At 67.3% G+C, this 14,935-nt stretch carries 9 protein-coding genes; 7 read left to right on the top strand and 2 right to left on the bottom strand.

Going from position 1 to position 14,935, the window contains the following annotated elements; translation table 11 throughout:
• Positions 1-6: 6 nt before the first annotated feature.
• Positions 7-3,027, bottom strand: a complete 3,021-nt coding sequence (locus OXS49_RS01400; RefSeq protein WP_267421062.1) for a transglycosylase domain-containing protein — start codon at positions 3,025-3,027, stop codon at positions 7-9.
• Between the two features lie 154 nt (positions 3,028-3,181).
• Here OXS49_RS01400 and OXS49_RS01395 point away from each other — a divergent pair, with 154 nt between their 5' ends.
• The 6 genes from OXS49_RS01395 (at position 3,182) to OXS49_RS01370 (ending at position 12,251) form a co-directional block, all read left to right on the top strand.
• Positions 3,182-4,849, top strand: a complete 1,668-nt coding sequence (locus OXS49_RS01395; protein WP_267421061.1) for an alpha-amylase family protein — start codon at positions 3,182-3,184, stop codon at positions 4,847-4,849.
• Between the two features lie 67 nt (positions 4,850-4,916).
• A complete protein-coding gene (locus OXS49_RS01390) occupies positions 4,917-5,324 on the top strand; it encodes a hypothetical protein (RefSeq protein WP_267421060.1) in 408 nt (135 codons plus the stop codon).
• A 579-nt stretch (positions 5,325-5,903) separates the two neighbouring features.
• The gene (locus OXS49_RS01385; RefSeq protein WP_244000188.1) at positions 5,904-6,548 is read left to right on the top strand and encodes an MBL fold metallo-hydrolase; all 645 of its coding nucleotides are present in this window, start codon (positions 5,904-5,906) and stop codon (positions 6,546-6,548) included.
• Positions 6,549-6,553: 5 nt separating this feature from the next.
• Complete coding sequence (locus OXS49_RS01380; RefSeq protein ID WP_244000186.1) at positions 6,554-7,516, top strand: aldo/keto reductase; 963 nt, start codon at positions 6,554-6,556, stop codon at positions 7,514-7,516.
• 178 nt (positions 7,517-7,694) lie between these two features.
• Positions 7,695-10,139: a DNA topoisomerase (ATP-hydrolyzing) subunit B gene (gyrB, locus tag OXS49_RS01375; RefSeq protein WP_267421059.1), complete on the top strand. Its 2,445-nt coding sequence runs from the start codon at positions 7,695-7,697 to the stop codon at positions 10,137-10,139.
• A 444-nt stretch (positions 10,140-10,583) separates the two neighbouring features.
• A complete protein-coding gene (locus OXS49_RS01370) occupies positions 10,584-12,251 on the top strand; it encodes a methyl-accepting chemotaxis protein (protein ID WP_267421058.1) in 1,668 nt (555 codons plus the stop codon).
• A gap of 16 nt (positions 12,252-12,267) precedes the next feature.
• Here the strand turns inward: OXS49_RS01370 and asd are convergent, their stop codons facing one another.
• Positions 12,268-13,173 (bottom strand): archaetidylserine decarboxylase, encoded by a 906-nt coding sequence (asd, locus tag OXS49_RS01365; protein WP_267421057.1) that lies wholly within the window; start codon positions 13,171-13,173, stop codon positions 12,268-12,270.
• 32 nt (positions 13,174-13,205) lie between these two features.
• Here asd and OXS49_RS01360 point away from each other — a divergent pair, with 32 nt between their 5' ends.
• A complete protein-coding gene (locus OXS49_RS01360; protein ID WP_267421056.1) occupies positions 13,206-14,897 on the top strand; it encodes an aminotransferase class III-fold pyridoxal phosphate-dependent enzyme in 1,692 nt (563 codons plus the stop codon).
• Positions 14,898-14,935 lie beyond the last annotated feature (38 nt).

The following is a 14,935-nucleotide window of genomic DNA, read 5'->3' as shown; positions in this document are numbered from 1 at the left end:
GGGCGGTCAGAAGCCGGACTCTTCGCCGAACAGGTAGTCCGGATCGCGGCGGCGGGGCCTGCGAACGCCGTCATCCCCGAACGGCGAGCGTGCGGCCTGGCCCGGCCACGGCCTGTACGGGTCCTGGCCGGACGGATCCAGATCCCCCTGCGCACGGCGGCTGCGCGGCGGCGGACGGTCTCCGAACGGGTCGAGCGGATCCGCGGGCGCACGCTCGCCGGTCATGGTGCCGTAATAGTCGCCCGCCACGCTCGCACCGTCCTCGGCACCGCCCAGGTCGCCATCCTCGGCGTCCGGCCGCATCGCGTAGAGCGTCTCGCGCGGGACGAGGCGGTATTGGGTATCGGCCATCCTGCCGTCGCCGCTGGTGCGGAAATGCTCGATAAAGCCGCCGCCCGCGACCCGGACACCGCTGCGCGGATCGATCGCCAAATCGGCGATGAACGGCCGCGCCTCGGACGTAGGCCCCTTCAGCGGCGTCTTCGGCACGCCGTTGGCCCAGGCCGCCTGCAGGATCGCCGAGGCGATCGGAACCGAGACATGGCCACCGGTCTGGCCGCGTCCAAGCGTTTTACGGCTGCCGTCGGCATTGTCGTAGCCGACCCAGACCACCACCGAAATCTCGTTGGTCAGACCCGCGAACCACGCATCGTTCTCGTTCTCCGACGTGCCGGTCTTGCCGGCCACGTAGGCCGAGACCTTCGACAACGCCGCAGCGGTGCCGTGCTGGGTGACGCCCTGGAGCATGGTCTTGAGCTGGTAGAATGAGACCCGGTCGGCCGAGCCGATCCGAACTGGTTCGCGCGCCGCATGCGTGTACAGCGACTTACCGTCCCGCTCGACCGATTCGAGGGCATAAGGTGTCGGCCGCGCCCCCTCGTTGGCCACCGCCGCGTAGAAGGCCGCAAGGTCGAGCATCCGTACCGGCTGCGCGCCCAGGACAAAGGGGTAATAGGGTTCGCACTCGGCGTAGATCTGCGCTTCGAGGGCGATGTCGCAGACGCGCTTGAGGCTTGCCGGCGCCTTCGGGGCGATACCACCCTGTAGGAGGCGGGCAGTCACCAGATTCTTGGAGAATTCCAACCCGCGCCGGAGCGTCGTGGGGCCAGAGCCGCCGCCCTCGTAGTTCTTCGGAGACCAGGAATCGCCGGTCCCGTTGATCGGCGGAAGGGTGACGGGCGAATCCATCACCAGCGTGTTCGGCTGCAGGCCGGCATTGAGGGCAGCGAGATAGGTCAGCGGCTTGAGGGTCGAACCCGGCTGGCGCACCGTCTGCGTGACGCGGTTGAGCTGGCTCAGCGGGTAGGAGAAGCCCCCCGCCATGGCGAGGATCCGGCCGGTCTGATTCTCGATGACCACAGCCGCCCCCTGGACGGTCGGCCGGACGCGGAGCTGCGCATGCGCGCCGCCCTTGCCCTGCGTGACCTTCACACGCACCACGTCGTAGAGTTGCAGCTTGCCGCGGGCGATCCCGGCATCGAGGGTGGCTGTGCGGCCGTCGGCGAGCCCGACTTTGAGGCCGCCGCGCCCCGTCTCCAGCACGATGGCCATCGGCCAGCGCACGTCGTAGAGCACCGGTCGCGCGCTCTCCAGCGCGAGCAGCCAAGCCGGTTTCCGCTGCGGCGTCACAGCTACCTTCGGTGTCCGCGGGCTCCTGGCGTCCGGCTTGACGGGATCCGCCCGGGCCCCGGTGACCGAGGGGGCCGATTGCGGCGATGCCTCAGGGGCCGGCGTCGCGACCTGGATGCGGCGGACGCTGTCGGCGAGGTTGAGCTCAGGGCCGGTAAAGGCTTGGCGGCCGGTGGAACGCTCGTAATTGGCGAGACCGTCCTGCAGCGCCTCCTCGACGGCGCGCTGCAGGCCGGCATTGATCGTCGAGCGCACTGTGAACGAGCCGGTGGTGAGGGAATCGACGCCCGCGAAAGTCCGGGCCTCGCGATTGAGGAAATCGACCGCGTAGAACCCGGAATCGCGTCGCGCGGTCTCGATCGACTTCAAGCCGAGATCCGACTTGATCGCGGCATTCATCTCAGCCTCGGTGATGGTGCCCTCTTCCTTCAGGCGCGACAGCACGTAGGCCCGGCGCTCCCGCGCCCGCTCGGGGTACTTGTCGGGGCTGTAGAAGTTCGGGCCCTTGGGCATGCCGGCGAGCAGGGCTGCCTCCGGCAGGGTGAGCTGGCCGACCGGCTTTCCGAAATAGCTCTCCGCCGCCATTTCGATGCCGTAGGCGCCGCGGCCGAGATAGATGCCGTTGAGATACAAGCCGAGGATCTGCGGCTTGGCGAGGATCCGCTCGAGTCGCGAGGCGACGATCATCTCGCGGATCTTGCGCTCGTAGGTGACATCGTCGCCCACGGAGAAGTTCTTGACCACCTGCTGGGTGATGGTCGAGCCGCCGGCGGGCCGGCCCGGCGAGGCGAGGTTGCCGATAAAGGCGCGGATCACGCCGCGTTCGTCGATGCCGTGATGGCTCTCGAAGCGCTTGTCCTCGGCGGCGATAAAGGCCTTCTGTACCAACGGCGGTACCGCCGAGATCGGTACCACGACGCGTCGCCCGTTCGGCTCGGACGCCTCGGCGAAGGGTTTTCCCGCGCCGTCGAGGATCCGGGTCATGCCGGGCAGGGCCTTGTCGCGCAGGGTCTCGGCGCTGGGCAGGTCTTTGACGGCGTTGTCGTAGAATTCGATCACCGCCTTCGCATCGAAGGGGGAATTGGGCGGGTTCTCACCCTTGCAGAATTGCTTGTAGCTGACGTTCAGCTCGTTGATATCGAGCCCGTGCAGGATCTTCGGCGCGGATGGGCCGGCGACCGTCGTCGGATCCTCCATCGCGGTGGAGATCAGGTCGTCGAGGTTGATATCCTCGATGTCGAAGCTCTTGCGCATGTGGGCGCAGCCGTCGCGCAGCAGCCGTATGACCTCCGGTCCGTCGGTGGCCGGATCGAAGCGGGTACGGACCGCATCCGGGTGGGTCGTGACCTGGCTGAGCGTCAGGGCAGTCGCGAACAGCTTGATCAGGATGGCGTTCATGCAGGCTGGGTTCGGGGACGCAACGGGTGCGCCGGACCGTCCGGGCACGCGTCTGAACAGGGCGTGCACAACGCGGCTGATTTAAGGACGCGCCGAACGGCAACGCTTTGGGCCGGCCCCACGTTCTGAAGGCGCGACGATGCCGGGGGGCAGTATGATCAACGACCTGTGGTACAAGAACGCCGTCATCTACTGCCTCTCCGTCGGAACCTTTATGGATGCCAACGGCGACGGTGTCGGCGATTTCGCCGGGCTCGAACGCCGCCTCGACTACATCCAGGGCCTGGGCGCCACCGCGGTCTGGCTGATGCCGTTCCAGCCCTCGCCCAAGAAGGATGGTGGCTACGACATCGCCGATTATTACGGCGTCGATCCCGCCTACGGCTCGCTCGGCGACTTCGTGGCCTTCACGCACGCGGCCAAGCAGCGTGGCCTGCGGGTGCTGATCGACCTCGTGGTCAACCACACCTCGGACCAGCATCCCTGGTTCCAGGCGGCCCGATCCGACCCGAACTCGCCGTTCCGAGACTGGTACGTCTGGTCGGACAAGCGGCCCGCCACCGCCGACGAGGGCATGGTCTTCCCGGGCGTACAGGACACGACCTGGACCTACGATTCGAAGGCCAAGGCCTGGTACTTCCACCGGTTCTTCAACTTCCAGCCGGATCTGAACACCGCCAACCCCGCGGTGCTGGCCGAGATCCTGAAGATCATGGGCTTCTGGATCCAGCTCGGTGTGTCGGGCTTTCGGATGGACGCGGCGCCCTTCGTCATCGCCGAGAAGGGCGCGGAAGTCGGCGGCAAACCGCGCGAGCAGTTCGACATGCTGCGCGACTTCCGGGAATTCCTGCAATGGCGCCAGGGCGACGCCATCATCCTGGCCGAGGCCAACATCCTGCCGAAACAGGATTTCGACTATTTCGGCGACGACGCCGACCGCATGCACATGATGTTCAACTTCCAGGTCAATCAGGCGAGCTTCTACGCTCTCGCGGCGCACGACGCGCGTCCCTTGCTCAAGGCGATCGAGAAGACGAAGCCCCGCCCGCTCTCGTGCCAGTGGGGCATCTTCCTGCGCAACCACGACGAGCTCGACCTCGGCCGCCTCACCGAGGCGCAGCGGGAGGCCGTGTTCGAGGAATTCGGTCCCGAGAAGGGCATGCAGCTCTACGATCGGGGCATCCGCCGCCGCTTTGCGCCGATGCTGTCCGGCGACCCACGGCGCATCCGGATGGCCTACTCGCTGATGTTCACCCTCCCTGGGACACCGGTGCTGCGCTACGGTGACGAGATCGGCATGGGCGACGACCTCACCCTGAAGGAGCGCGACTGCGCCCGCACGCCGATGCAGTGGACCGGCGAGCACCAGGGTGGGTTCTCGCAGTCAGACACCACCGTGCTCCCGGTGATCGACCACGGCCCGTACGGCTACGCCCATGTCAACGTCGCCGACCAGCGCCACGAGCGGGATTCGCTGCTCAACTGGATGCAGAGCATCATCCGCCAGCGCAAGGAGACCCCGGAGATCGGCTGGGGCGACGTCGTCGCGGTGCCGACGGGCCGAAGTTCGGTGCTGGCCCTGCGTTATGAATGGCGCGGCAACGCGGTCCTCTGCATCCACAATCTCGCGGCGGAGCCGGTGGAGATCGCGCTCGAATCAGGCAACCCGGATCCGGAGCACGACGTGCTGGTCGACGTGCTCACCGGGTCACGCAGCGAGGTCCGGGACGACGGCACGCATTGCTTGTTCCTGGAGGGGTACGGCTATCACTGGTTCCGCGTCGGCGGGCTCGACGCGCTCCTGAAGCGGCGTCCGGCATGAAGGAGGTCCGATCACGCCTCGCGCTCAGCCGGCCGAACCGGTAGGACACGCCGGAGCAAGGTGAACCATGGCCCGGACGAAGCCCTACCCCCCGGACGCGACGATCGCGGACATCCTGCCCGACCTCCCTGACGGAGAGGCCTATCTTCGGCAGGTGCTGGTCACGATGCGGATGTGCCAGAAGCATTACGGCGACGCCTGGGTCCGGATCGGCGTCTCCGGCAAGGCCGCTCCGCCTTCCTATCGGATCGACCGGTCCGATCCGACCTCCGATGGGGTGGAACGGGTGCTGTTCGGAGCCTATGGCGGCAAGTCCCACGACCGCTTCACGCAGACGAACACCGCCGAGACGTGGTGGAGCAGCCGGGCGCTGGGCATGGCCGATATGTTGAAGCTCCAGGACGGCTTCCGCCGGCCGCAGGGCCGGGCGGACGAGCCCGTGGTCTCGGAGGCCGGAGACGGCTCCGTTTCTTGAGCCCCCAGGTATAGGCTCTCGCCTGCGGCAAGGCCCGTCTTGGAAGGTGACGGCGAGCATCGATCCCAAGCAATCCGCGTTAGAAAACGCACGCGTCCGCTTGGGAAAGGGCCGCGTCACGTCGTTCTGGAGCCAATGGGAAAACGACGTCACCGACGGAGATGGGAGGCCGAAAGATGCTCGGCATACCCGAACGGTGCGATGCCTGCGACGCCGTCATCGGCGATAGCAGGGCCTGTCCTCATTGTAACTGCATCACGCCCAACGCCGAGGAACGCGCCGGAGACCGGATACGAATCGCGTTCGTGTTCGTCCTGGCTGTGCTGTTGGTGATCAGGTGAAGTGTCCTCGGCGCGCAGTATCGATGAGCGCCCCGCGCTGCCGTCCGGACAGAGCGAAGGCGCTCTCGACCGCGAAGACGACAGATCAGGCGCGGGCCGGGATTTCGGAAGACCGGTTTGGCCCAGCGCGCGATGGCGTTGCGACCATGCAGGGCGCAGCAAGGGTACCGCAGCGCCTCTTCTGCGCTAGAACCCCTCCACGAGCGCCGAAGCCGGCGCGGCCAACCCGCGGAACTCCATGCCAGGTACGCCCCGCGCCGGGATCATCCCGGTCACGCCCTTCCAGCAGAATTGCACCCTGATCTGGGACGAAGCCACCAAGATCGGCGCCGTGGTCGATCCCGGCGGCGACCTCGACCGGATCGAGGCGGCGATCCGTGAGCAGGGCGTGCAGGTGGAAAAAATCCTGCTGACCCACGGCCATGTCGATCACGCGGCCGGCGCCGACGAGCTGCGCGAGCGCCTCGGCGTGCCGGTGGAGGGCCCGCATCTGGCAGACAAGTTCCTCCTCGACTCCCTGCCGGAGACGGCGGCCAATTACGGGCTCGGTGAGGCTCGGGCCGTAACGCCGGACCGTTGGCTCGACGAGGGCGACGCCGTGACCGTGGGCGGCCTCGATTTCGACATCCTTCATTGCCCGGGCCACTCCCCCGGCAGCGTGGTGTTCGTCAGCCGGGACGCGCGCTTCGCCCTTGTGGGCGACGTGGTGTTCAAGGGCTCGGTCGGCCGCACCGACCTGCCGGGCGGCAACCACGATCAGCTCATCCGGGCGATCAAGGAGAAGGTGCTGCCGCTCGGCGACGACATCGCCTTCATCCCGGGCCACGGCCCGACCAGCACGCTCGGCGAGGAGCGCGTTTCCAACCCGTTCCTGCAGGATTGACCGCCATGGACAAGCGCCGCATCGGCCGCTCCGACCTCACGGTCGCGCCCTTCTGCCTTGGTGGCAACGTCTTCGGCTGGACCGCCGACGAGGCGACGTCTTTCGCGATCCTCGACCGGTTCGTCGAACGCGGCTTCGACTTCATCGACACCGCCAACGTCTATTCCCGCTGGGCTCCGGGCCACGCCGGCGGCGAATCCGAGACGGTGATCGGGCGTTGGTTCGCGGCCCGCCCAGGTGCGCGGGACCGGGTCGTGCTGGCCACCAAGGTCGGCATGGATATGGGCGAGGCCGGGAAGGGCCTGTCGGCGCAGCATATCGAGCAGGCTTGCGAGGCATCGCTGCGGCGGCTGCAAACCGACCGGATCGATCTCTACCAGTCCCATCTCGACGATGCCGAGGTTCCGCTGGAGGAAACCTTGCGCGCCTGCGAGCGTCTGATCGCGGCCGGCAAGGTCCGGGCGATCGGGGCGTCGAATTATGGCGCCGGGCGGCTCAAGGAGGCGTTGACGCTCTCGGCCAAGGCGGGCCTGCCACGCTACGAATGCCTCCAGCCCGATTACAGCCTCGCCGAGCGCGGCTACGAAGCCGAGCTGGAGCCCCTGTGCCGGGCCGAGCAGGTCGGCGTGATCGGCTATTTCTCGTTGGCGGCGGGCTTCCTCACCGGCAAGTATCGCTCCGCTCAGGACGCTGCCGGCCGGGCCCGGGAGAACCGGGTCGCCAAGTACCTCAACCCGCGGGGCTTCGCGTTGCTCGATGCGCTCGATTCGGTTGCAGCCGCGCACGGGGCGAGCCCGGCGCAGGTGGCGCTGGCCTGGATCATCGCCCGGCCAGGCATCACTGCGCCGATCGCCAGTGCCACCACGGTGGCGCAGCTCGACGAGTTGTTGGGTGCGGCCGGGCTGACGCTGTCGGCAGAGTCCGTTGCCCGGCTCGACGCGGCCAGTGCGGGCGGGATCGAGGGCTAACGCGGCGTTAAGCCGGGGGCCTCAGAAAAGACGGACCGGTCCCACCGCGAGCGCGCAAAAATCGTGCAAACTCAAGGTGGAACCCCTATATTGCGTAGACCGAGTGAGAGTTCAGGCGTGGGCGCCTGACGGCGCGAGACCCTCCGTCGCGTCAAGGCCCGCCTGCCCGAGGAAGTACATGGCCGACACCCCCCAATCCGAGCACGCCGATTACGGCGCGGAATCGATCCGCGTGCTGAAGGGCCTCGACGCCGTCCGCAAGCGCCCCGGCATGTACATTGGCGATACCGACGACGGCTCGGGTCTCCACCACATGGTCTATGAGGTGGTGGACAACGCCATCGACGAGGCGCTCGCGGGCCATGCCGATCTCGTCACCGTCACCCTCAACGCGGACGGGTCCGTCACGGTCTCCGACAATGGCCGCGGCATCCCGGTGGACATCCACAAGGAAGAGGGCGTCTCGGCGGCCGAGGTCATCATGACCCAGCTGCACGCGGGCGGTAAGTTCGACCAGAATTCCTACAAGGTCTCCGGGGGCCTGCACGGCGTCGGCGTCTCGGTCGTGAACGCCCTGTCGTCGTGGCTCAAGTTGCGCGTCTGGCGCAACGACAAGGAGCACGCGATGGAGTTCCGCCACGGCGATGCCGTGGCACCGCTTGCGGTGGTTGGGCCCGGCAACGGTCGGCGCGGCACGGAAGTCACCTTCCTGCCCTCGACCGGCACCTTCACCATGATCGAGTTCGATTACGGGACGCTAGAGAAGCGCCTGCGCGAACTCGCCTTCCTCAATTCGGGGGTGCGCATCGTCCTGACCGACGGTCGCCATGCCGAGAAGAAGCGCGAGGAACTGTACTACGAGGGCGGCATCGAGGCCTTCGTGCGCTACCTCGACCGCTCCCGCAAGCCGATCGACGGCATCAGCAATCCCGTGGTCGTATGCTCAGAACGCGATGGGATTCGCGTCGAAGTCGCGTTCTGGTGGAACGACTCGTTCAACGAGACGGTCCTGCCCTTCACCAACAACATCCCGCAGCGGGATGGCGGCACCCACATGGCGGGTTTCCGCGCCGCGCTGACCCGTCAGATCACCGGCTATGCCGATTCCTCAGGCGTGTCCAAGCGGGAGAAGGTCTCGCTCACCGGCGAGGATTGCCGCGAGGGTCTTACCGCGGTCATCTCCGTGCAGGTGCCGGACCCGAAATTCTCGTCGCAGACCAAGGACAAGCTCGTTTCCTCCGAGGTCCGGCCCGCGGTCGAGAACGTCCTCAACGAGGGCCTGTCGACCTGGCTCGAAGAGAACCCGCAGCAGGCCCGCTCTGTGATGGGCAAGGTCGTCCTGGCGGCCTCCGCCCGGGAGGCAGCCCGCAAGGCGCGCGAGACCGTGACCCGCAAGGGCGCGCTCGATATCGCCTCGCTCCCAGGCAAGCTCGCCGATTGCCAGGAGCGCGACCCAACCAAGTGCGAGATCCTGCTGGTCGAGGGTGACTCCGCCGGCGGCTCGGCCAAGCAGGGCCGCGACCGGACCTTCCAGGCGGTACTGCCGCTCCGCGGCAAGATCCTGAACGTCGAGCGTGTGCGCGCCGACCGGATGCTGTCCTCGGCCGAGATCGGGACGCTCATCACGGCGCTCGGCGCCGGGATCGGGCGTTCCTCCACAGATCGCGAAGGCTTCAATCCTGAGAAGCTGCGCTACCACCGCATCATCATCATGACCGATGCGGATGTGGACGGCTCTCACATCCGGACCCTGCTGCTGACCTTCTTCTTCCGGCAGATGCCGGAGCTGATCGATCGCGGCCACCTCTACATCGCGCAGCCGCCCCTCTACAAAGCCGAGCGCGGGCGCCGGGCGATCTACCTGAAGGACGAGCGTGCCCTTGAGGATTACCTGATCGATCAGGGCACCGACGGTGCGATCCTGCGGCTCTCCACCGGCGCAGAATTCGCCGGACCTCAGCTCAAGAGCCTCGTCGAAGAGGCGCGCACCTTCCGGAACATCCTACAGGGCCTGCACACGCGCTACGATCGTTCGGTGGTCGAGCAGGCGGTGCTGGCCGGTGCGTTCGATGCCGAGGTCGCAGACAATCCGGGCGAAGCGGAGGTGCTGGCCGACGTGACCGCGCGCCGCCTCGACGCCATCGCGGACGAGACCGAGCGCGGCTGGCAGGGTGAAGCCTTCGAGGGCGGCTACCGCTTGAGCCGGACGCTGCGCGGTGTCCGGCAGGTGGCAACGCTGGATGCCGGCCTCATCGCGTCCCAAGAGGCTCGCCGCCTGTCCGAGCGGGCGGACGCCTTCCGCGAGATCTACGGCGAGCCCGCCACGCTGATGCGCAAGGCCGATGAGACCGTCCTGCACGGTCCGGTCGCCCTGTTCGAGGCGGTGATGGCCTTCGGCCGCAAGGGCTTGCAGCTCCAGCGCTACAAGGGCCTCGGCGAGATGACCGCCCAGCAGCTCTGGGAGACGACGCTGGACCGCGAAGTCCGCTCGTTGCTGCAGGTCAAGGTTAAGGACGTCACCGATGCCGACGACCTGTTCGTCAAGCTGATGGGCGATGTCGTGGAACCGCGGCGCGAGTTCATTCAGGAGAATGCGCTGAGCGTCGCCAACCTCGACGTATAGACCGGCGCCGACCGCGCCGAGCACGCGAGCCGCCGGCCCCTGAACGGGGCCGGCGGCTCGTTGCGTTTCGGAAGTCGTCATTCGTCCGCGGGCAGCGTGACGCACGAGGCCGTCGCGGCAGACGAATCGGTAATCGAACCTCATCCAAAAGCGCGTCCCCGTTTTTCGGAAAAGACGATCTCCGATCAAAAATTCGAGAGCCGTTGATCGGATCCGATATCCGATTCGCTCGCATCAAAAATCTTCAGCAAAACCAGAGCTCCAATTGACTATCGTTGCGCTCGATCGACCAAATTGAATTCCTTTTGCCTAAAATCAGTCCGTACATCATCTGAGATATCGAATTATTACCGACATCGAAGTCTGACACTTGAGTTTCTTTTGCAAAGCACTAGGATGCCAAAGCTTTCGAAAAATTGGGCACCCTAGGACTTGTCCCTTCAAATGAAAATTTCGATCAAAGTGCGACTCATCGCACTCCTCGTGATGCTTGGCACTCTACTTCTTGGTTCCGCGGCGCTCGGCAATTTTGCGCTCCGCAGCAGCGACAGAAGCCTTCATACGATTGTCGAGGACCGAATTTTACCGCTCAGCCAGTTCAGCGCGTTCCGGGACGCCTACGACGCCATGCTCGTCGTCCTGCGGTCCATCGATAAAGCAACGACGAACAGGACCGAGGCAGCCGCAATCCTGGAACGGCAACTTGCACGCTCCAAGCAGGTCTGGTCCGAATACTTGGTCACCTACCTGACACCGGAAGAGGAGCGCCTCGTCGAAGCCCTAAAGCCGCATCTTGAGCGGGACGCGGTCATCCTCCACGATCTGAGCCGCAGTCTGAAGGCGCAGGAAACCGCCGCGACCGCATCCGACACGGCCGAGTTGCTTCAAGCTATGACAGTGACGATGGCGGGGGTGACGAAGCTCAGCGACTTGCAAGTCAGCGAGGCGCGCGCGGAGTTCGAGCGCGCGGAAGCCTTGGCGGACATCCTGCGCATCCTGCAACTCGCGGCGCTGCTTATCGCCGTGTTCGCGGTCGCATATGGAGTCAGGGTGATCCTCGATCAGGTCACACGACCCATCAAGGAGACCACGTTGACGATGGGTCGCCTTGCCTCCGGCGACCTCGACACGCAGGTGATCGGCGCCGAACGGTCCGATGAGATCGGCGCCATGGCAAAGGCCCTCGAAATCTTCCGCGAGGCGCTGATCGCCAAGCGCGTGGCCGATGAGGCGGCCGTTCAGGATCTCGCGGACAAAGCCCGCCGGGCGGAGGTCCTGGATGGGGCGACACGGGCGTTCCGGTCTCAGGTCGAACGCATGACGCAAACGCTGACGAGCGCAGCGGACGAGATGCAGGCGACGGCCCGGTCAATAAGCCGCAATGCCGATCAGACCGCCGCCCAATCCGCTACGGTCTCGTCGGCGGCCGAACAGACCTCGGCCAACGTCCAGACCGTCGCCGCGGCGAGCGAGGAGTTGTCGACCTCGATCGCCGAGATCAACAGTCAGATCACGCGGTCCTCCGAAATGGCCGAACGCGCCGCAACGACCGCCAATGAGACCAACACACTGGTCATGGGTCTGGCCGAGGGCGCCGAGCGGATCGGAGCCGTGATCGGCCTCATCTCGGGTATCGCTGCGCAGACGAACCTGCTGGCACTGAACGCCACGATCGAGGCGGCCCGGGCCGGCGAGGCCGGCCGGGGTTTCGCCGTGGTCGCCGCGGAGGTCAAGGAACTCGCCAACCAAACAGCGAAGGCCACCGAGACGATCTCAGGCCAAGTGAATGCCATTCAGGGCGAAACGACCCGCGCCGTGGACGCCATCCAGGCTATCACCGCCACGGTCCTCGATCTGCGGACCATCGCGGTCGGCGTGGCGGCCGCGATGGAAGAGCAGGGGGCCGTTACGCAGGAGATCGTGCGCAGCGCCAGCGAAGCGGCCGGTGGGACGCAGGCGGTGACGGTCAACATCGGAGCGGTCACGCACGCCGCCACCGAGACCGGCACCGCCGCCACCCAGGTTCTGACGGCCGCGACCGAACTGTCGCGGCAGTCGGATGCACTGAGCGCCGCCGTGGCGGACTATCTCGCAACCGTCCAGGCGGCCTGACCGACAGCGGGGCCCGTCACTCGGGCCTCGCTGCCGCGGGCAGGCGCATCAGCGGCTCGCCCATGCGCAGGCTTCGGCCCTCGGTCAACCCGGGCAGGAGCGTGAAGCCCTCCGGTGCCAGCACCACGATGGTCGAACCGTGCTCGAACCAGCCCATCTCGTCCCCCTTGGCGAGGCGGGTCGTGCAGGGCAAGGTCCGGCCGCCCGTCCGGCGCAGGACCGTGCCCTCCGGCAGGAAGCCGAGGCGCAGGCCTGCCACCAGGATCGCCGCGACCGGCACGAGCGTGACCGCGTGCCCCGCCTCCGTCACGCGCAGCCGCAGGACAGCACGCTCATTGCGGCAGAACAGGTTCTCGACGCGCTTCAGCGCGATCGGGTTCACGTTCCACGTGTCGCCCCAGATGTGCCGGACCGATTCGACCCGCGCGTCGTGGGGCGCGTGGAAGCGGTGATACATCCCGGCGGTCAAGCGTAGGGTGGCGTAGGTGCCGCCCTCGTGGGCGTCGGCGAGCTGCGCATCGCCCCCGAGCAGGTCCACCAGGCGATAGGACAGACCCTTGATCTGAAACAGGCGCCCCGCCTCGATCCGGCCGTGGGCGCCGAGGATCGCGTCGCTCGGGCTGGTGAGGATCGTGGGATCGGCCTCGACTGGCCGGGCCCCGGGCCGGAGCGTCCGGATGAAAGCCGCGTGGAGGCTCGGAAAACGCGTCTCGCGGGCGTCGGAGAGGTCCACGTCGCAGAACAGGCGCCAGGTGGCGATCGAGAAGTCGCGCACCAGCGGCTGCTCGATGCGGCTGAACCAGCCCATGAACCGGGTGGCGAGCCGGCGCGGCAGCCGGTTGGTCAGCAGGAAGTTCAGGTCCTCCTGGGCGCCGACCCGTGCCAGGGCCCGCCGCAGCGGCGATCCGGAAACCGTCATCATGCCGTGAACCGCCTCCGATAGGGCACGGGGCGATGTCCGCACTCCTCGCCACTCTGTCCGCCACCACCGCCGCCGCGGTTCTGGCTCTTCCGCGCGCCGCAGAGCGCCTGCGATTGTCCCGGGCGAAACATCCTTCGCTCACGGGCCATGCCCGGATGGCCCGGCGCGTCGCCGGGCTCATTCCAAATTACGCCTATTCCGAGCGCGCCTTCTTCCGCTCCGACGATCCGGAGGAAGCGGTGGCGCAGCGGCGCGAGGCCGGCTTCGCGCGGCTCTCCGACCTGTTCCGGACGCGCTACGCGCGCACCCGCGCCGAGACCGAGGCCGTGCGCGACGGCCTGTCGGACCTGCAATTCACCGGCCTGTACCGGGTGCCGTTCCAGTACGCCCGGCACGTGCGCGCACATCTCGGCACCGGCGCCTTCGCGACCGCCTCCGAGGGCGTGACCGTCACGGATCTCGACGGCAACGTCGCCTACGATCTCGCCGGCTCCTACGGGGTGAACCTGTTCGGCGTCGATTTCTACCGGGCCTGTCTGGAAAAGGGGGCCGCGCGCGTCGCCGCGCTCGGCCCGGTGCTCGGCCCGCTGCACCCGGTGGTCACCGGCAACGTCGCGCGGTTGAAGGCGCAGTCCGGCCTCGACGAGGTCTCGTTCCATATGTCCGGGACCGAGGCGGTGATGCAGGCCGTGCGGCTCGCTCGCTACCACACCGGACGGCGCCGGATCGTGCGCCTGTGCGGCGCCTATCACGGTTGGTGGGGCGAGGTGCAGCCCGGCATCGGCAACCCCGTCCCGACCCGCGACACGCTCACCCTGGCCGACATGTCGGAGCGGACCTTGCAGGTCCTCGCGTCCCGACGGGATGTCGCCTGCGTGCTGGTCAACCCGCTCCAGGCCATGCACCCCAACGCGGGCGCGCCGTCCGATTCGGCCCTGGTCGACAGCGCGCGCAAGACCGCCTTCGACCGGGTCGCCTACACGAAGTGGCTGCACGACCTGCGGGCGGTATGCAGCGCCCGCGGCATCGTGTTGATCCTCGACGAGGTCTTCCTCGGCTTCCGCCTCGCCCGGGGCGGCGCTCAGGAGTATTTCGGCGTCCAGGCCGACATGGTGACCTATGGCAAGACGCTGGGCGGCGGCCTTCCGGTCGGCGTTCTGTGCGGGCGCGCCGACCTGATGCGGCGCTACCGGGACGACCGCCCGGTCGACATCTGTTTCGCCCGCGGGACCTTCAACGCCCATCCCTATGTAATGGGCGCCATGAGCGCGTTCCTCGACCGGCTCGACACGCCGGAGGTCGCCACCCTCTACGCCGATCTCGACGCGACCTGGGACCGGCGCGCGGCGCGCCTCAACGCCCTGCTGGCGGAAGCAGGCCTGCCGGTGCGGGTCGCGAACATGTCCACGGTTTGGACGGTCCTGTACACCAAGACGTCGCGCTACAACTGGATGCTGCAATTCTACCTGCGCGCGGAGGGGCTGGCCCTGTCCTGGGTCGGGACCGGTCGCCTGATCTTCAGTCTCGCCTACGACGACGCGGCGTTCGAGGCCGTAGCGGCGCGGTTCGTCGCGGCGGCCACGGCGATGCGGGCCGATGGCTGGTGGGATGCGGGTGCGCCGAGCGACAAGGCGATCCGCCGCGCGCTCCTGCGGGAGGTTGCGGCGGTGCGCCTCGGCACGTTGGGCGCCCGGATCGGCCTGCGCGCACCGGATCGAGCCTGATCCAGCCCCAAGAGCGCCGGGCGGATCCCCGCCCGGCG

This window comes from Methylobacterium sp. GC_Met_2 (assembly GCF_026540795.1).
Lineage (GTDB): Bacteria > Pseudomonadota > Alphaproteobacteria > Rhizobiales > Beijerinckiaceae > Methylobacterium.
Note: the sequence above shows the minus strand (reverse complement) of the source record. Positions and strands in the feature narration are given on the sequence as shown.